Origin of the sequence: Nocardia jinanensis, from assembly GCF_014645735.1 — a bacterium.
In the GTDB taxonomy this organism is placed as follows: Bacteria; Actinomycetota; Actinomycetes; order Mycobacteriales; family Mycobacteriaceae; genus Nocardia; species Nocardia jinanensis.
The window spans coordinates 53,582-74,927 of the sequence record NZ_BMMH01000023.1 but is presented as its reverse complement, the minus strand read 5'-3'; the positions used below and the strand labels follow the sequence as shown (position 1 = coordinate 74,927).

Sequence of the window (21,346 nt, the reverse complement as noted above, 5' to 3'; positions counted from 1 at the left end):
TGCTGTCGATATTCAGGCGGAGAACCGTACCGCGCGCAGTGGTGGTCACGGTAGCGCGCAGTATTTTACCGCGCCCGATGACGCGCTCTACGCCAATACGGTCGAAGCTCAGGTTTCGGTTATTCGTTATACGCAGCATCAAGAGGCGCTGGCCGAACACCGCGCCGCGCTTGCCGAACATGCTGTCGCGCCGAGTCGTGAGACCCAGGAAAAGCTTCGGCTGACCGCTAACAAGCTCGACGTGGCCGAGAAGAATCTCGCCGCGGCTGTGGACGATATCCGCGGACTCGCCGAGAAGTTGCAGCCTGTCGGGGTTCGTCAGCCCGGTATCCACGACCCCGCTACCGCTCACCCGGCCAACGGGCCACCGGCCACCGATACCCCGGCCGCCCGGACCCACACTCCGGACCGACCCCAGCAGCCGCCACCGATCCGCACCGCCGACGACGGACCCGCGATCGACCCGGCGGCGGCGACCCCACTCCCCACCGCGGCGATACCGATATCGGTTCCCCCGGAGCAGTATTCACCAGCGACGACTCCGTTCGCGCTGTCGCCGCCGACCGAGACAACCGCGGATGCGGGCACGGTGCCGGGAGACGCTCCCGGCGTGCAGGCCGGGCCCCTACACGAACCTGCCAGAACGTTCGCCGGACATCCGGCCGAACTACAGGCCGCACAGCTCGGCGACCCGGTCGCCGCCAGATCGCTGGTGCAGGCGTACTGGCCGACCGCGCTCGCTCAGTCGAGCACCCAGCTGGGCTGGGACACCACCTCCGGCACACCATCGGACACGGTGCGACAGGTGGCACACGCCATGACCTTCGCCGGATTCCGCGCCGCCGCGATGCAGGAATGGCAGGTACCCGCCGACCGGGACCCGAGCGACTGGCTGCGCGAAAAAACCGGCGACGCGCTACTCGACGGGCTGGGGCGGTTGGACACCACCCAACGCGGCCTCGTCGCGGGCATGCTCCAGCAGCCACCACGCGGACAACAGCCGACCGAGGAACAACTCGACGCGCTGGAACAGCTCACCAGCGCCGTCCACGCGCAATATCGCACCGACGGAACTCCCGGAACCGACGGACCGGCCGCCGATGCGGCGCAGTCGTCCGCGGCGAGCGCCACCGAACCTGCTGTCGCCCCCACCTCCGCCGAAGCCACCGATCCGGCCGACACCACCACGCTGACCCATTCGGCGCCTACCGATACTGCCGCGCCGGCGGTGTTCGCCCCCGGTCCGGCGGTTGCGGCCGACAAGTCGGTATCGGGTCGCGCCGAGGATGTCGCGGCGCCGCTGGGAACCGTCACGGCTTCCGCTGAACCGGTCGCGCCGCCGAAGATGGATCCGAATACCGCACGGGATCTGCGGGCCCTGCAACGGGGAGTTGTGGCCGCCTACCGCAATCTCGAAGGTGTGACAGAGGCCGATCCCGTTGTCGCGGCGCTCACCGCGGCCCCTGTCGCGTTGTTCGGCCGGTTCGTAGAACAGCTGTATCCGAGTCAGCGCACCGCACTCGAGCTGCGGTTCCGGCAGGGGCTGAACGAGGCGCAAACCGCGTATACCCAGAACGCACGGACCACCCCGGAGCGGCACTGGACAGTCACCACCGTCGGTACTCTCACCGCTGGTGGACTCCGTCGCCTCGCGCGATCCATCGCCGCGGAGCACGGACTTCCGGGATTCGGAGCTACGCTCACCGCCGCCGAACTGGCGGTCCTGGAATCGACCGCGCAGGGATTGTCCCGCGCGGCGATCGCCCGGCGCCTGGATATGCCGCGGCGCGTCATGGGAGCCGTCGCCAGGAACACCGCACGAAAACTGGGCGCCACCAACCGGGCCGCGTCCGTCGCCGAGGCGATCCGCCGCGGGGATCTCGATCCCACCACGTTCGCTCGTCCGGGAGACCGCGCGACAGTACGGTTGTCCGAGCGCGAAACCGCGGTGCTCACGCTCACCGCGAAAGGCCTGACACCGCAGGCCGTCGCGGACGCGCTGTCCCTTCCGCAGGCCGATGTGCACGCCCATCTCGGGGATCTCGGCCGGATACTCGGTACCCACATACCCGCTGCCATGGTGGCGGTGGGGATCAGCGCCGGGGTGCTACGAATCAACGATCGCCAATGGTCGGAATGGGACCGGCCGGGCGCTGATACCGCCGCGGACGGAGCTGATTCCGGCCCGCGCGCGGTGGTCACCGCGGACAGCATCGGTGGCAGGCCGGCGCCTGTCGATCCCACCGCACTCGCCGAGCGCACAGTCGACGGTCCGGCCATGAGCCGAGCCGAGGCGCGCGACAAGGCGGCCGCGCGGGCACTGAACAAAAGGTACGCGCAGGACAACGTCCAGCGTACGGTGGCAATGCTGGGATGGGACTCGGCGCGGGGCACCCCGCCCACCCAGCTCGCCCGGCTGGCGCACGCGATCCACCTCGGCGTCATCGCTTTCGCCGACGCCGACCACTGGCAGGTACCCGTGGGACAGTCCGTCGCCGAGCGGATGTTGGAGATAGCCCAGAACACATTGTTCGAATGCCTCGGTCACGTGGAGGTTCACGACCGCCGCACGATCGGCGCCGCGATCAACGGAATGCACCGCGGCGCGGATCCGACCGATGAGCAACTCGCCGCGATCCAGCGGCTCGCTACGGTGGCGCAGCGACGATCCCACCCCAGCAGATCCGAGTCTCCGGCCGACACCACTTCCCACGAGACGGCGGCGAAGCCGTACGTGGGCACGGACGGGGCATATCAGGAACCCGGGGTCGCCGCGACGCTCGGCCGCCGCGACCCCGCACTCGTCACCGCGATCGACCCCGACGCCCCCATCGGCTCGCACACCGTAGTCGGCCGGGGCGGATCGAGCGACGAAACCATCGGCGATGCGCGGAAGAAGCGTCGGCCCGGAACGCCCGAGCCCGGTGCCGGCGAGACCACCCCGGAGAAGGTGGACGAGCCCGGTACGTCCACCGACTCGGAGAACACCGTGATGGACCCACGGCAGCAGGCGAGGGGGGACGGACCGACGAGTCCGGTGACCCCGGTCGCAGGGGCTTGGTCCGAGTCCGCGGTGCATATCGTGCGCCTGATCGGAGGTCTCGCGGCCACGGCCGACTGCGCACCGGCACGCTCGCTCGCTGCACTGCTGGGGCTCACCTCGGAACAGACCGGCGCGATACTGCTCCGGTTGAACTCCGCGCTCGCCGGTGTGACGGAACTGCCCACGGTATCCGCGGAGCAGGCGGGCCCGATCACGGGATTTCCTCGGTTGTCACCGACCCGGATCGAGATGCTGCGCCTGCTGGCCGAGCATCTGCCGGGCCCCGATCCGGGCAGCACGACAGCGGTGGCGCCGGATACACTCCAAGCCTTCCGGAATTACGTCGCGAAGCTGCCCGGCGCCGCTCTCGGGCGGCACGAGATCGAAGTCCTGCATCTGTTCGGGCAGGGCCACTCCGCCAAATCGGCTGCGGCGATTTTGCATCTTCAGCCCACCACGGTCAACGGCTGTTTCGCTCGGGCGGAGCGCGGACTCCACACCCGGGGAGTGATTCCGACTGTCCTGGCAGCGCTACGTGCCGGTGTGCTCGACAGCGACAACGCACCGTACGAGACCGTCGAACTGTCCGAGATCGAAACCCGTGCACTCCGGGCCGTGGCCGCGGGCCGGGCCAACGAGGCGATCGGAGCCGAGCTGGGGCTGGGGGAGCGTCGCAGACGAGGCCTCATGGCCGAGCTGTACGGCAAGCTCGGCGTCGACAGCAAACTGGGGCTGGCACTGGAAGCCCATCGACGAGGGATCCTCGAAGTGGATCCGCGTTCATACTTCGCACCACAGCACACGGGGAACCGCTTCCTGAACCCGGCGGCCGCCACGGACTCCGAGCTCACCACCTTGTGGCGCCGGTATTCCGCGGCCGCACTGCCCGAATCTCCCGCACTGGGCGACTTCACCGAGCTGGCGCGGCGGGTGAAGCAGGCGATGGCGGAGGATCTCTTCTTCACCTATGGCATCGAGGTGCTCGGGCTGGAGAAACTCTCGATCGATATGGCGATATCGGTCCGGAGGGCCGTGCTGGACGAATTGGCGGAAGCCGACGCCGCCTGCCCCGACGCGATCGTGGTCGTGCCACTGGGCAATAACACGATCGCGGCCGCCGGAATGCTCTTCGACACACCGGAGGCTTTCGTCCTGCTCAACGAGTCGTACTTCGGAAATCCCGACTACCTTCGCGCGGAATTCGAGCGAAACCACAAGAAGGGCCGACTCAACGCACCGACAGGCGACCCTGCCTACGATCTCCTTCGGCACGAGCTCGCCCACCTGCGGGTGGCGCGGAGCCACCCGCGGGACGACGGTAACCCCCGGTACCCGGACCTTGTGTGGCAGCGGCAGTCGGGCATACAGAACCCGCATGCCCGCTTCGACAAGCTGCGCGATTACAGCGACTGGATCGAAGCGCGGGCATTCGGGTTCCTCTTCGAGCAGTTCGTGGACTTCAAACGCGCACGCGCCCTGCCGTGGGAGACCTCGTTCGACGAGTGGATCAACCAACTCGACGGCTACAGTCTGCACCTGATACCGGCCCGTACGGAGGACAGCCGGTTTCGCCCGGAAGGACTGCCGGGTGTGGCCGAACCAGCGCTCGGCGATCGCCCGGTTTTCAATCCGCGCGAGGCATTGGCCGAGTCGAATCTCGCGTTCGGTGACAGTGCCCCTGCCGATTTCACCCATCCGATATACGCGCTGCAGGCGCTCCTGCGTGGTATTCCGCTGGCGCAGGTGTGGCGGGAAGTGTCCGAGCGTACCGAGCGCGCCGGCCACCACCATCCGGTCCCCACGGCATCCGGTCTCCGCCTGAGCACGGCCCCGGACGGCATATCGGCGCGGTCGGCGCAGAGATGGCGGGATATGAGTCCCGACGACCTAGCGGCCCTCGACCCCGGCGACTCGCTGCTGACGAGCCTCGGCCGTGACGGGCGGCAGCGCTCGGCCCTCGACGAGCTGGCACGGCTCGTGGAACGCCAGCGGGCACAGATGTTCGGCGCCACCCCCGACAGCCACGAAACAGCCGGCGCCGAACCACTGCCCGGATTCGCGGAGTGGGAGCATCCGCCCACCGGAGAACTGGGCCAGTGGACACACCACATCTCCCTGTTGGCCGCGCGGCGGGCCGAGCTCCTGCAGGAGGTTCGACACACGCTGGTGCGGACCGCAGGTTTCGCCGAGCTCCTGGGCCTCGGCGCCTGGGCCGCGGCCGGCGGCGCCCAGGCATACCTGGACGTGGGCGAACTGTACGACCGGATCGAGGAGGCACAGTCCCGTGCGGGTATCGACGGCACGACCGCGGACAGGTTGCGTGCTCTGCTCGATCGCTTGGACGCGATCGAGCAGAGCTGTGAGGGCCTCGACAGCGAGTTGACGATCGCGCGCACCCGAGCCGAGCAGCTGGCGGTCGGCGAGGTCGCCGATGCCCGGGGCGGCCTGCGGCTGGGCCCGCGGGGACGAATCGTCGACAGTGCCCGCCTGGAGGTGTTCGAGGGCCCCGGCCGGACTTCCACACTGCCCGGGGCGCTGCGGGACCGCTTGCAGGAGCGGGGCATTACGACGGTGACCCGGCAGGTACGAGTGGATCCGACCGGCCGGGTGCTGGTCGAGGAACTCCCGGAGCAGGTGCGCACATCGATCGGGCGACGCCAGGATCGGCTGTGGGAGCTGTGCGCCCCGCTCGACGAGGACACCGGGACATCCACCGAGCTGCCGCAGGGGCAGCCCGCGTGGGGTGCGCGAATCACCGCCGTCCAGAACAGGCTCGCCCGCACGGCGGCGGTCCGGGAGCGACTGTTCCCGGTCCGGCTCGATCCGTCCCGGATGACCGCAGCCGACGAGACCCGGCAGCGAAAGCTGCTCGCACGCATGGAAATGCTCACCGAGCGGCTGCAGACCTTCCGCCTCCAGGCCGCGGCCGATGCGGCGCAGCGGCACCTCGATCGGCGGCCCGGACAACGTCTCGGGCGCTGGGCCTGCCGCTACGGCGGGGTGATCACGGTGGTGACGCCGTTCGCCGATCCGGATCATCTCCTGCCGCGGGCCATGGTGCATGCGCTGGCGCAGGCCGGTATCCGAGTCGAATTCCACCAACTCGGGGTCGACGGCCGAGGTCGCGTCTGGTCGACCCCGTTCAGCAGCTCCGATAAACGACAGCTGCCCGAAGCCGACGGTGTGCCGGGCGATCGTCGTGTGCCATCGCTGCTCGACGAACTCGTCGAGCAACTGGATCGTCGCACGGCCGGTATCGAATCCGGCGATCGAACCCCGTTGCCGATATCGCTCGAGGCGCGCAGCACGGCGGTCGCCGAGCGGGAGCGGGTCCGCTTCGCCTCCGACAACGAGCGAGACCTCCAGCGTCTGCAGGCGGAGGTAGAACGGCTCACTGCACTCGTATTCGCCGCGACCGAGGCCCATACGCCATTATCGGAGCACACGAGCGCGGCACGCGAACTTCTTCGATCCGACGTGCGGGCGCAAGGTCTTCTCGAGACGGCGCGGACTCCGGAGCTGTTGCAGCTGGTGCGGGATCTGCTGCTGCCGCTCACGGCCGATGCGGACGACTCGAAGTCGACCGGGCCGGGCCGCCCGGAGCTGATCGCCGAACTCACCGAGCTGGTGGAGACGTTGAAGAATGTCGACGGCCACATCGCGGTCCAGGCTCCGGACGAGGTCGAGCGGCTGAGCGGGGGCGACCCGACCCGGACGAGCAGCTCCAGCCCGTCGGCTACGCCGTGGCGCCCGAGCACAAATCAGCTCGCCCGCGCGACGAATCGCGATCCCGGCGAACCGGCACGTCAGCAAGCGGCAACCAGCGCTCTCGATATTCGGATCAGCAAACCCGGCCTGCTCCTGCATCGAATTCAGGAGGCTCAGCTGGCCGGGTACCTCTACGACCGGCCCGAGGTCAAGGCCGCGGCGGTAGCCGTGCTGGACCGACTGTGGACGGTGATCGAAGGACTGTTCGAGGACCTGCCCGTGGCAGATCGGCACGAGCGTATCCGCGGGGTCTTCAATGCCGCCGAACGGCCGCGGTGGGGTGGCATGGTGCTGCAGTCGGTGCCGATGGACGAGCTGCGGCGCGACGGGAACTTGCGCGAACTGATGTCCGCCGCGCTCAACGCGATGATCCGCAATGCCGAGTTGGGCGAGGCGGCGACGGGCATGACCCTGGACCAGGGCCTCGCTCGACTGCTGAATCACCCGAGCGAGGAGTGGCGGCGGCGTCGGGCAATCGAGCTGGGGCTGGACGCCGAGGCGCTGGAGGCGGTTCGCGCGAGGGTGCTCGGGGATGAGCGGCACACCGGTCCGATCACCTGGAAAGACCTCAGCAATGTCGCGTACATACGTATTGCCGCCGCCGATGCGGCCTTCGCGGAATACGAGATACGCAACGAGACTTTTCCGGCAAGGGTCGAGGACGAACCGCGGCTTACGCCGACCTCGGGAGATTTCGCCGAGTTGGGGATGCCGCTGTCGCTACGGGAATTCGCCGCTCTTCCAGAGCGGAAGGTGTTGCGTATCAGTCGACTGGACCTCGACAGACCAAGCCTCGACATTCCGCTCCTCCGGCTCCCGGACGGACGCGTCGACATCGCCGCTGTGACCGCCGTGCTGAAGGAACGCGACAGCTCGGTGGAATATATTGCGCCGAGCTACCTGCTCGACGCCCGCGGACACCGGATTCTCGACCAGGACGGGAATTGCCGTGTCGGATCGATCAAGGTCTACCATCGCGAGGATTATGTCGAGCCCGAGCAGGCCCACCGGCTCGACCATTCCGAGCGGGTGATCGAGCTTCCCTGGCGACCCGGTTTCGTCTACGTCGATCCCGACCTCGGCAGCGACCACCTACATGCGCTCCTCGAAAGGGAAATCCCCTCGAGCGCCGACATTTCCGGTACCGCCACACTGATGCTCGCCCGCTTCCGCTGGCTGCGCCCGCCCGGCGTCTCCGAACACGACTTCATCGCCGCGATGATCGGTTTCATGATCCCCTACCACCACACGACGTACGAGTTCGTGCGTGGTCTGGAGATGATCGGGGTACATCTGGGGGACGACGTGGACTCGATGTACCGCACCCTCATCGAACGCTTCGGCCCCGGCGGACAGCGCGGCCACCAGGCCCCCGCCGGCTCGGACGCCGAACGCCGCCCGGTACCGACCCCTTGGCAAGGCCAGGCCCCGAGGGGCAGAACCGGCGCGGACATCGCACCGGGGGACGCGGTAACACCGTGGTCGGCACGGCAACACGCCGCGAGCGCCGCCGCGCCCTCGGTGGCAACCGGCCCGGTTCAGGACGCGTCGACTGTCCCGGCGCGTCGGCGGAGCGGCACGACCGACTCGACCGATGAGCGAACCATCGCCGGCGCGACCATTTCCGCCGCCACCGCCGATATCCCCGAGCATGTCCGACTGTGCCTGGTCCAGACTGTCCGCGCGGCCTGGGCGATCGGCTACGACGAGGCCGATATCCCCGCCGACGATGCCGAAACCTGGAAAGACCTCGAGGACGGTTTACACGCCGGGTTCACCAGGGTCACCGTGCCCGACGGTACCGAACCCCGGGCCGCCATCGCCCGCATCCTCGACGCAATCGAAGACCCGGCCATCGGGATCGCGGATGTGGCCTTCGTCATCGACAGCGGCGGGGAGGCCCACAGCTTCCTCGCCACCTCCGATGGAGCGGGCAGAACCCTCGTCTTCGATACCAACATCCCGGGACCGCCCACCACCTCGGACGACGAGGAAACCGTCCAGCGCACCCCCCGCGTCCGCGACCGTGAGACCTGGGAGCAGGACTTCCCCGACACCTTCCCCGTCATCACGGACGCCTTCACACTGGGCTTCACCAGGGACGCCGAAGGCCGGCTCCACCCCGAACCCCCGACCGGCCGCGACGGACCCACCGTCGAACAACGTAGACACCTCATCCACGGAGAACCCAGCAGCACACCGGAACCGTCCGAGGAGCCGATGACGACGCGAAAACTGTTCGTCGTCAACAAGCCCTATGCTCATCTGTTGCTGGGCACCCTCGCCCTGCCGGGGGGGCAGGCCGGGAAGTGGCTGGGCGGTGTCGCCGCCGCCTACGCCGCACCGTACGCGTTGATGAGCGCCGGACAGTCGCCCGCGGTCGCAGCCCTGGCGGGTGCCACGATGTACCTTCCGAGCTTCCTCACCCCGCACGCCGGCCGCGTCGCCGACCGTTCCGACCGGCGCAAGGTCATGCGCTACGCGCAATCGGTCGGCGCGGCCGCGGCGGCCGCCACCACCGGGCTGCTCCTCTTCGACGCGCCTCACCTCGCTGTGGGGCTCAGCGTCGCGACAATGGTCGAGGCCACGGCCGCCGCCTACTATCTCGAAGCCTTCAAGGCGGTAAGCGGGGACTTCCTCACCACGGCGCAGCGACCCGTGGGGAACGACCTGCGAGATATCACCGGTGCCACGGCTCCCGCGGCACCGTTCGCGCTCACCAACGCTGCCTGGGCCATGATGGGCTTCCGCACCGCCACGGTGCTGGAAGCCTCCGATCTGCCGGGCTGGGCCGCCGGCGCGGTGGTCGCCGCGCCCTCCGTGGGCGGCATGATGAGCGGCGTCCTGTCGAAGATCACCCGCGATGTCGCGTCCGCCACCTTCTACCCCGTCGCGCTCACCACCAAGGCCGGCTTCTACGCACTCCAGGCGGCGACTCCCGAACCCGCCGTGATAGCGGCCGCGACCTTCGCGGACGCAATGGTGACATGGGCCATGAACAGCCGGATCGCCAGCTACGAACAGGGGGCCTTCCCCTCGGAGATCCGCGGCCGAGCGGGGGGTGTGAAAAATCTGTTCCTCGGAGCGGGCCCCGCCGCCGGCATGTTCGCGGCCAGTGCGCTCGTCGGTGGCGCCGCGGCGAGCGCACACAGCGGTGACACCCTCGCCGCGTTGGCGGCGACCATCACCGCGGCCACCGCCGCCGGTTACGGCATCGTCCTGTTCGTCAGGAAAGGCCGGGTGTTCTATCGGATCGTCAGCCGTGGCCGCGGTGTGTTCGGGCGGCGGGAGCGCGGCGCCGCGATCGGGACCGCCCCCGCGAACTCGCAGGCCCCCGCTACCGAGGTCATCGCGAACTGCGCCATCCACATCGCCCGCGTGCACCGCGCACTCGGTGACGACGACGCACCCCGGCCCGACGATTCCGATCCCCGGTGGAAAGCGGCGGACAACTGGCGGATCACCGAGGAAACCCTCGGCGCTCAACTCCGGCCGATGAAAACCAAGGGCGCCGACCCCGTCGCCACCGCCGTCGAAATCATCCGAGACACCAAGAACTCCATCGACCGGGCCGCCGTCGCCGTCGACAGCCACATCCACTACATCGTCGCCGTCGACGGCCCAGCCGACGTCGAACGCCAGATCCTGATCTTCGACACCCTCATCGACGACATCGAGAACACGCTCCGCGTACGCAATGTCGACGGTGACGAGAACGGCGACAACAAATGGCAATCCTTCTACACCTCCCATCGGAGAGCCTTCGCTGCCTACTTCAGCACCACCGACGGCGTCACCACACCCGCCCGCCGCGATCTCGCCGGATCCCTGCCGCGCCGACACCCCGTCCAACTTCTCGGCCGCCCCGCCGACCGGGCCGATCCCGCCGAGACCCCGCGCGGCGGCGCCGCATCCGGTAAACGAGCGCGGCCGATCGATGAGACCGGGCTGCTTCCCCGTGATATCGAGGTGCTACAGCTGACCTACGAGGGATTGTCGCGCGACGAGATCGCAGCTCGGCTGGGAATAAGCCCTCGAACCGTCTCGAACTATTACGGCAATGCCGCCGAGAAGCTGGGTACCGCGCGCGTTGTTCCGGCTGTGGTCGAGGCCATACGCCGAGGTCTGCTCGCGACGAAGCGTACGCAGGTACCGGCGGGCCTCGATTTGACCCAGGCGGAGCTCGAGTTGCTGAAGTGGCTGGCCGATGGGCGGACGACCCAGCAGATCGCCCGCCGGCGCGGTGTAGCGGAGTACACCGTTCAACGACATTGTGCGCGCATCGGCGAAAAACTCGGCGTCAGCGAACGGGTGCCGATGGTCATGATGGCACTGCGCCTCGGAATAGTAGGTCCCGGCGCTGTCCCGATCGATACGTTCGTGCAGCGTCGGTCCGGCACCGTGGTTCCGGCAGACATCGATGTTGCGGCCGATACCTCCGATGCTCCCGCTGCGCCGTCGGCCCGGTCTCTGATCCGGGAGGTCCTGCCTGTCGACATCCACGTCGCCGAAATCCTCGACAGCGCGCGCAGTCCGGCGCTCACCGTTCGACTGTGTGCCGAGCAGATGCTGCAACCGCTCGGGTTGGCGGACGAGCCCATCCCGATGGCCTCCGGGGGTACGCCGAGTTGGCCGGGCGGTCTGATCGGCGCCGTCACCGGGTTCGGGAGATACGCCGCCACGGCGGCGGCTCCTGCCGGGATGTACCGCGCCATCGGTCTCCACGCCGAAGAGCATGTCCCGGTGGTCCCGGGCGCATCACCGGGAATCGCACGTCCGGCCGAACGCCGACACCTACGGAACCTCGAGGCCGCACATCCCGGAATCCACTGGCACCGGGTACTGGCTTGCGCCAGAGAAAACGCCGTCGATGTGCAGTCCCGGCTGGCGGAGGCGGGAATCCGAGCCGACGATGTGGAGATCGCACTCCGGCCCGACCCCGCGCACCCCGAGTCCGGCACCTTCGAGGTCCGTTCGGTGTCCGATCGACACCGCGCGAATCCGCAGCCGATGTTCTCCGGACGCTTCGCGGTCGGCGGCGACACGATACTCACCGGGATCGTGATACTCGCCGATACCGATACCGATACCGATACCGATACCGATACCGATACCGATACCGATACCGATACCGATACCGATACCGATACCGCCGCCGACCGTGCGCTGCGGTCGCGTCTCGACGAATGCCTGGACCGCACAGCGGAAATAATCACCTTGCGGGCGCGCCGGGAGGGTGACGGCCGCCGCAACGACTGGCAGAAGCTGCGGGAGGATATCGCCGCTCGGCTCATCGACGTCTCGGATACGACGGATCCGCTGCAGGACATCATCGACAGTGTCAAGGATCCGGAGAACGACAACCACACCACCGTCGTGCTCGTCGACGACGGCGAAACCATGCACGCCTTCACGGTCACCGCCGTCGGCGATACCGCCATCTTCTTCGACACCAACATCGATCACCGCACCAACCCCGACCTCACCGCGGACGATCGTGAACTGCTCGCACAGGACGCGCGCATCCCCCGGGTCCAGACCGAACGCGAATTCCGGAACCGATTCGCCGAGTTCACGGGCATCTTCAAAGCCGAACTCGCCGAGGACCCCGCGACCGGAACACTCGAAGACCTCCACAAGGACGAACCCGAAGATCCCGACGCGCCGACTCCGCGCGACGGCGAGATCACCGGCTCACCGACAGCGGAGCGGCGGCCCGGCGCCGGCGAACCCGCGCTGACCGCTGCGCAGGCCGATGCGCTGCGGGCGCTGACCGACACCATGGATCCCCACGGCGCCGACCGCGAACACCGGCTGTGGCTGCTGCCGGATCCGCGGCCGGAGCACGCCGGTGCGCAGGTAGCCGTTCGGAGGGTGGTGGTCACCGACGACGCCGACCCGCTCGCGAGTGTCGAGGATCTGCTGCATGTCGTTCCGAGCACAGGTGACGGCGTCGGTGTGCACGGCCCACGCAGCCTCTACGAGGGCGGAGATTTCGTCGTCCACGAGCAGATCGCCGGCACCCCGCTGACGGTCGCCGACCTCGTGAACAACGATATGTCGTTCCGTGGCGATGTCGCCGAGCAGTTCTTCGCGCAGGACACACCGGCCGGGGAACGACCTGCGACACCGACACGGGCGGAGTGGGAAGGTGATTTGCGGCGCGCCCTGCGCAGCGCGGAGGCGAAGATCGCCGGTCTGCACCCCGAATCGATGCCGGGCGCGGGAACCGGATTGCTCGGCCTGCCCCCGCTGTCCTCTATGTTCGGATCGAAACCGGACGCCGGCGCTGGAGATTCACCGGTTCACCTGCGCGGCACCGTAACTCTCGCCGATCTGGTGCGGGCGCCCGACGGCACACTCGCGCGGTCGAGTCCGGCGCGCGCCGATCTCGGACCGCCCGCCTGGGCATACGCCGCCTTCGTCATCCGCAACCCGTGGCCGCCCGAGGTACGGCCGCAGGTGCACGACTGGGCCGAGCAGCAGGTCCTGCGACGGTATACCATGGCCGCGATGGCCGACTTCGATCGCTATCTCGCGGTCGAGGCGCGTATCGCGGCGATCGGCAGGGCGCTGCAGGCACCACGGAATCTCGCTGCGCGCACCGCGCGGCACACCGATCTCCTGTCGGCGTTCACCAAGGACGTGACCCTGGTACAGCGGAGAGCGGCCCTGGAAGCCGCGACCGAATCCGAATGCCAGGCCATCCTCGACACGCTCGCGGACCGAATCGCGCGAGGCTGGCCGTCCACCCGGGGGCGTTACATCACACCCGAACTGGATGAGCCGCTGCCCCCGCGGCTCGGAGCATCGGTTCGCCGGCTGGCCGAACTCTCCGACGTGAGTGGCCGAGCGGCTCGCGCGCTCCAGCAACAGAACGGAGCACACAGGCTGGAAGTGACACGAATCGATCGCGAGTCTCACGCCGGCCCGGTGACACGCATACGCATGCAGACCGTGGTGATGATAGGACAGGCCGAATTCGGTGATGTGGAGTTTTCTTTCGAGTTCGCCGGCGACGGCACCGTTGTCGCCTCCGTCGAACCCGGCCCGGCCGCCGAATTCCTTCCGGAGTATCTGTCCCTCCGCGGCGGTACGGGCCGCGGCTCGTTCCTCGACCTGGTCCGGCATTTCGTGCGCGGGGCGGGCGCGGATGTGCTGCGGATCAGGGTCGCCGACGACGCGGCGAGCGATGTCCTGCACGGTCGGGACCTGCTGCGGGAGGCGGGTCTCGAACCGGCCGGTAACGTTTCGGGGTGGCTGAGCGAACGCTGTGGGTGGGCCCCGGCCGCGGTCGAACCGGTAGCCCCGCGGCTGGATCGACGGCTCACCCGGAACCAGGTGCAACAGGTGATGGAACAGGTGCGGGTCACCTCACCGCACGAGTCCGAAAATCAGTGCGGTGTCTGGCATCTGCCGCTACCCGCCGCGCCGGGCACTGATTCCGAAACGATGGTGACGGTCCGGCTGTATCTCGACGAGGCGCAGTGGCTGGGCTTCGACCTGGATTCGTTCGCACAGTCGGCGGCGGAAGCGTCCGACCTGTTCCACCAGGCCGGAGTGCGCGGCCCGCGCCTGCTCTACGACTCCGAATCCTCGCCGACCGCACCAGATTTTCGGACGCGGGTGACGATTCACGAGTACGTCCCGGGTGCCGAGGTCGAGTCGCACGAGGGCTGGGAGCGCACCTTCGAGGACACCTTCAGCGAGCTCTACCGGCTACACGGTATGCCGAGCCCGATATCGCAATACACGTGGGATCATAAGCAGCACAACAGGATGCTCGAGCTGGAGCGTTCCGATGTCGACTACCGGCTGGACAGGCTGACCGGCGGTGCGCCCCTGTTCGTCATGTGGAACCGTACCCTGCAACCCGAGGACCTAGGGCCGATGGGATACACCCACGGCAACCCGATCCGCCGCAAAATGCGGCGCGGCGCGGACGGCCGGATCGGTTTCACCGATGCGAAACTTGCCCAATATGCACCGATCGCCTGGGATTGGGCCAGGTACTACCTCGTGAACGAATGGGCCGACGACGCCGAACGAGATGCCGTCGCCACCGAGATCCGCACCATCCTGCACCGGTACGGTGCCGAGTTCGAAGCCGACCTGGTGGCGGATTTCGACCGGTATGTGCTGTTGGAGGCCCGCAAGTCGATCATCGGCGATTCCTATCGGCTACCGCGCAAGATCGCCACGGGGTTTCTGACCGTCGAGCAGGCGTTGCCGGCCTTCCGCCACAATATCAACCTTGTTCGCAGTGCTTCCGGCCGAGAATCTCTGTCCGAGAGTGATATTCGTGACCTCCTGCTGGAATGGTCGCTGCGTGAGCCGATGCCGGATCAATCCATCTCGGCACGCACCGAGCTGCCACCGGCACCGGCGGTCGAACCGCGCCGGTGGATTCGGCAATTCTTCGCCATCGCCCGTAGACCGACCGACGATCAGTTCACAGACTTGGACGCGGCGGCACTGCGGTTCGTGCAGCGCTTCGACGGGCCACGGCGACTGGAACCGATCAGGGTGCGATTCAAGGGCGATACGATCTTCGTGACTGCCGCGCTCATGCAGGGAACGCGTATGTCGGATGAAGTGTATTTCATGTTCGTGCTGGACGATTCCGGCCGATTGTTCGCCAATTGCTCTGGTACGCACCCGGCCGCCAAAGCCGATCGCCTCGTGCTCGACTTCGCCCGGGATGCGGGCGCGGACCGTCTCCACACGCTGATCACCGATTTACCCGCGGCCGCCAACGCCGGATTCGACTGGAACAGAGAACATCTCGGGGAGATGGGCGCTGTTCACGAGGCCCTCAGCGACGAACTGGACGAATTCGAGCGACGCGAGCCGTCGCTTCCCCCAGCCATCGCGGAGTTACGACGTCAGCTGCAGTCGGGTGTCGTGCCGGCAGCGCGGGCGCTGTTCGACGCCGGCCTGACCGACCTCGGCTTCGACCTCGAACGGGTCGCCGCACCATGGCTCGGATGGATCGATGTGGCTGCTGCCGGGGACACCGTGTGGAGCGAGCCCGACGCCCCGCCGGTCGGAGTCGCACCGCTGGACCCGGCGCCCGCACCGGAAACGCTGTTCGCCAACATCGCACGCGAGGGCGCCGGCACTATGGATTGGGAAGTTGCCGCCAGGCAATTCCTGCGAGCCCGGCTCCTCGCACCCAGCCGGCAGGGCAACAACAAACATGCGTGGTTCTTTCGCGACGACAACGGGAATCGGATCGTCGTGCACCAGGTGGTGCGGGCGGCTGCGGACGGCAAGGATCTGACGCGCAATCCCATCTCGTCGCAACAAGATATCCGCTGGTACCACCCGCTGGCCTTCGATGTACCCGATGCTGTCCGGCTCGCCGGCTCGGTGACCCCTGTTCCGGCGCGGGTGTATCGATGGCGGGATTTCTACGTGGAGGAATTCGCCGAAGGAAAAACTCCGGCGCCCGCCGACGGCGACTGGAACGAGACCCTGGACAAATTGTTCCAGGTGAAGCGGCGGCTGCTGAATGTATCGCTGGACGCCCATCTGCAGGTCCGGCCGGTGACCGAACATCTGCATCTCTATCTGGATCACCAGCGCCGCAACTACCGCGGCCGTGCGCCCTGGCTCGACCGCCTGTTCCGGCTCGCGCCGCATCAGGCGTGGTCACCGGAGACCGATGACGTGGCCTGGCCGCCGAGCCTCAACCACAACGATATGACCCTCGACAATGTCCGGGTCGCCGCCGACGGCACGATCACGCTGATCGACTGGGACAACGCCGCCATCACACATCCGCTGTGGGATTACGTGACGATGCTGTGGTCCAACTGGCCGCCCGAGATGGTCGAGGCCGTCGAAGCCAGGATCCGGGGCGAGGTCCGGGACCTGTTCGGGGCGCGCGGCGAGGCGGAGCTGGAGCGGCTGCTGACGATGGGGTGCCTGGACTCGCTCTACGCCGATTCGGTGACCTTCGTGGAGCAGATCGCGGATGATCCCGGCAGGGCCGATACCCTGATCGCACGGTTCCACTCCGACTATCGGCGGTTGTGCCGGCTGCGCGGCTGGGAGCCGGAGGCGCTGGAGGTGGTGCGCACCCTGATGCTCGCGGCAGTGAACGAGCTCGATGCCGACCGGGACGCGCCGCCGCTGCCCGAATCGCCCGTGGTGCAGCCGAGCCGGCCGGCCGCCGCCGCGACCGGCCCGCGAGTTACGCTGCCGATGGCCGAATATCCCGGCGATCCACTGCTCGCCGTCGCGAACGGTCTGCTCGATCAGGAGTACGGCCCGCACGGTTACGTCGTGGCCCCGACCGCTGTCCGGTTGACCGACGAGCCGGGTGGCCGCTGCTTGACCGTCTCGGCCACCGTGGTCGTCGAGGGTTCGCGGGGCCCGGATGAACAGGGCGATATGCGATTCCGCGTTCGATACGACGAGAACGGCAAGGTCGTGATGGTGTTCGACCATCTCGAGATCGCCACCACATTCGCCGGTGCTCGTTTCGTACAGCATTTCGTCCCACGGTTGCGCGAATGCGTCGGTGTGGACGGCCGGGTCGTCCTACCCGTCCACGGCCCAGCGGGTTTCCGGATGGCCGCGCGGCACGGTATGCGGGTGGATGCGGATCCGGAACATCTGGCCGAGACCCGGGAGAGCACGACACAGCTGTTGAACGCCGATCCGCGCGGGACGGTCGCCGACCCGATGCTCGACAGGTTCGACCGCCCCGTCGAGGCGCGACCCACCTTCGCCGAACTGGCGCGATATTTCGATCGGTTGCCGCACGACTGGCCGGAGAACCGCCGGTGGTGGGGCGTGCTGGACGGTGCGCCGGCTGCCGGTGGCCCAGCCGCTGCAGGTACCGATCCCAGGCCGATGACCCGGCTGGCGGGCCGGCCTTTCGCCGTCGAGGATTCCACATTGACCGAGCAGGAGATCGACCTGCTGACCACGCTGGTCCGTGACCGAGCCGATTTCGCCGGAAACCACCACGGGGTCTGGGTGGTCCCGCTGCCGGACGGCCGCACGGTCGTCGTCCGAGTGCAGATCGATACGCCGAATCCCAACTTCGACCCGCGTATCGGCCTGGTCTTCGGGGAGGAGGCCGCGGTATCGCTGTGCCACAGGGCGGGTGTCCGGGTACCGCACCTGCTGCACAGCGGTGCGCAGGATGCCTACCCGGAGCGTTACATGATCCACGAGTACCTCGACGGCCGCTCCCCGACGCCGCAGGACCCGCTCCTGCAGACGGCCGAGGCCGTGTTCGGCGCGCTCGATCGGCTGCACTCCTTGCACGAAACCGATTGGCGTGATCTCGAACTCGAGCAGTCACCACCCACGACCCGCGTCGAATGGGAGCAGCGGATGGCGCGGGAGGTGGCGCGGATCCGGCTGGAGTTCGACGAACACGATCGGCTGGGCGGTGAACTCGGATTGCCGGGCCTCTACGAGGTATTCGAGGTCCGGTCCGCCGATGCCGGCGACGCACCACTCGGGGCGCTGCACGGCGATCCGACCTTCGGAAATCTCATTTTCCTGGGGGCCGAGGGAGCGGAACAACTGGCACTGCTCGATCTGGAACTGGCCCAGGCGGGTCCGGCGGTGTGGGATTACGTGGCTTACGTAATGCGCAACGGATGGGCCTCGGATGACGACCGGAGCGCCGTCATGGATTGGTGCCGAGAGCGGCTGCGGCGCTTCTACGGCGAAGCCGCGGCCGCCGATTTCGACCGCTATATCGTGCTCGAGGCGTGGAAGTCTGTCGCAGGAGATAGTTTCCGCTTGCCGCTGCTGGTGGCTCGTGACCCGAATTTCCTCGACGAGGCGGCACAGGCCTTGCACCGCAACCTCGGCATCGTGTTCGCGGCGGCACACCGGCAGGGGCCGTCGTTGTCCCAGGTGCGGGACCTGCTTTTGCGATGGTCGCGCCAGCCGGTGCCGGACGGGAGTGAACCGGCACCGGCCCGGGCGGGATCGGAACCGGGCGCGTCGGCCGAGTTGCCGCGCCTGGCGATACGAGAGCAGTTGCGGGCAGGTATCGGGCAACCCGGTACGGACGCCGAACAGGCCCTGCAGGCCGCCGTCGCGGCGCTGAGATGTGCCGACGGTCCCGCTCGCCTCGAACCGGTGACGGCCGAGTACGAACCACTCGGCGACATGGACGGGGACGTCCGCGGTCGCATCCGGATCCGCGCCGTGCTGATGGACGGCCTCCGCGAATACGGCGAGACGACGGTTCGTTTCGAACTGGACGGGGCGGGCCGGATCACCGCGAGGCTCGACCCCGCCACCTCTGAACTCGATCGTCTGGCCGACGACTACGGCGGTCCGCGCTTGCTCGGCCCGGCCGAGGACCTGGCCCGCCGGATGGGTGCCGACGTGTTCGAGACCGAGGTCTCGGGTGCGGCAGCGGTCCGGGCGGCGCGGCACGGTTTCGGCGGAGCCGTGCCGGGAGAGCCGGGTGTCCCCGGTACATCCGCGGCGACGGTCAGCGGTGGCGGGGCGGTCGCTATGTTCAGCCGGCGCTGGGTGGCCAAGGACCTGGCCGACCCCTCGATATCACCGACGCCGATCGAGCATCGCAAGCCGGCGCGCCGCGCGCAGGGCAGTGACCTGCTCCGGGATCTGCTCCGGGACCTCACCACGCCGCTGGACGGCCGCCGCCTGCAACTCAGCGAGGCCACCCGGATCCTGATCTCCGCCGAGCTGCGTTCCCCCGACGTATCCGGCTACCACGTGCTGGTCTGGTGTGAGGTCGACGACAGCGGAAACGCGGTCAAGGTGCGCCGCGCAGTGGCCGAGCCCGGCGGCAAGGATCTCGCGGCCAACCCGACTCATTCGAAACTGCTCAGCGACGACCGGCGTTTCCACCGCATCGAGCTGGGCGAGGAACGTGCGGAGCAACTGGCCCGGGAGGCGGGCGTCCTGGTGCCGACGACGCTGGCCCGCGCGGGGGAACGCTCGTTCCGCAGCATGGGTGCCGGCCGCGTCCCCACCACCGACGATCCGGACTGGGAGCAGACGTTGCGCGGCCTGTTCGAGCAGCTGCGGCGCCTACAGGCCGTTGTGTTGCCCGCCGACCTGGTCGTCCGGTCCGTGCCCGAACAGGAGGGGCTGTACCTGAGCAAGCAGCGGACCAAGTACGACGAACGGGAGTCCGTCCTGGATCGACTGTTGCCGAAGCCGCACGAGATCTGGGTGCCGGGCGAAGGCTCCTTGGAGGCGGGCCTGAGCCACGGCAACGCGACCTTCCGCAACCTGTGGGTCCGGCCGGGCGGCGAGGTGCTGCTGGACAACTGGAACCTCGCCGGCGTCCGCCACAAGCGCTGGGATTACGTACAGATATTCTGGAATCCGTGGCCGCCGGAAGTGCTGGGTCGTGTCGAAGTGCTTGTCGTGAACGAAATTCGGGAACAGTACGGTGAATCCGGAGTCGAGGATTTCCTCCGGCTGCGTGCGATGGCGGTGCTCGACTCGCTCTATGGCGACTCCAACCACTTCGTGGAGAAGATCCGCCGCGATCGACGCACGGCCGAAACCCTCGTCCGCCGTTTCTACTCCGACTACCGCTGGCTGTGGGACTATGCCCACGCCAGGGGTCTGTGGGCCTCGCGCGGTGCGCAGCCTCTGAGCTACGAGCAGGTGCACGAGCTCATGATGTACGCCGTCGACCCGAGCGTGCCCCGGCCCGATCTGCTCGCCGCCGGTCCCGATGTGGCTCCGCGGGCGCGCACGGCTCCACGGCCGGATCTGTCCGGGGTGCCCAAGATTCCGGATATTCTCAGTCGGCTCCCCGCCGAGCACGAACTACTGTCCGAACTGTCGGGGCTGCAACAGCAGTACGGGCTCGACCTCGACCTGAAGCTGACCCGCGTCGAATACCTGCGCGACAACCCCGCGTCGCCTGTGTCCGGGATCCGGATCCGGGGTGTCTTCATTCTGCGGCGCCAGGAGCCGGTCGAAGCGGGTGATCTGGATCTGCGTATCGAATTCGACGAGAACGGCGATCTCACCGCCCGCTTCGCCGAGCTGTGGACCGAGCCCTGGTACGGCTCCACCGGATGCGCCCGCGATTTCCTTCCGCCGCTGCGGGCCTACCTCCGAAGTTCGGACGTGGAGAATTTCACCGTCACAGTCCGCGGCCGTCGCGGGGCCGCGGCCGCTATCGAGCACGACATCGACTGGGACTACTCCGATCGGCGCGTTCTCGGCCGGAGCATGCGTGCGTTGAGCGCCCACATCCGTTCTCGCCTCGCGCTGACCCAGGGTTCGGCGCCGATGTCCCCGGCCCTGGTGCGGATTCTCGACGAGCTCGACCACGAACTGACCGACCGCTATCCGACTCCCGCCGAAATCGCTCGCCATCTGCCGGAAGGCGTGAGCCCGGCCGACTTCTTCGAAGGTTTCCACTGGGAGGGCCGCGCCACTCCGTGAACCGCAACCGCCCCTCGGTGTCCTCGGCCGAATGCCGCTGCGCCGATACTTTCACGTCGACAACCCCGGGCCGCAGCTGACTGCTCCATCACTGATGGTCGGCTCCGGTGTCGG

General features: G+C 68.1%; 2 protein-coding genes. One reads left to right on the top strand and one right to left on the bottom strand.

Annotated features, from left to right (window positions below):
* Positions 1-181: hypothetical protein (locus IEY68_RS36530; protein WP_229719140.1), on the bottom strand; the 181-nt coding region annotated here is incomplete at its 3' end.
* A gap of 60 nt (positions 182-241) precedes the next feature.
* Here IEY68_RS36530 and IEY68_RS30735 point away from each other — a divergent pair.
* Positions 242-21,232 carry a LuxR C-terminal-related transcriptional regulator gene (locus IEY68_RS30735; RefSeq protein ID WP_229719139.1) on the top strand — a complete coding sequence of 6,997 codons (20,991 nt, stop codon included), beginning with the start codon at positions 242-244 and terminating at the stop codon, positions 21,230-21,232.
* Positions 21,233-21,346 lie beyond the last annotated feature (114 nt).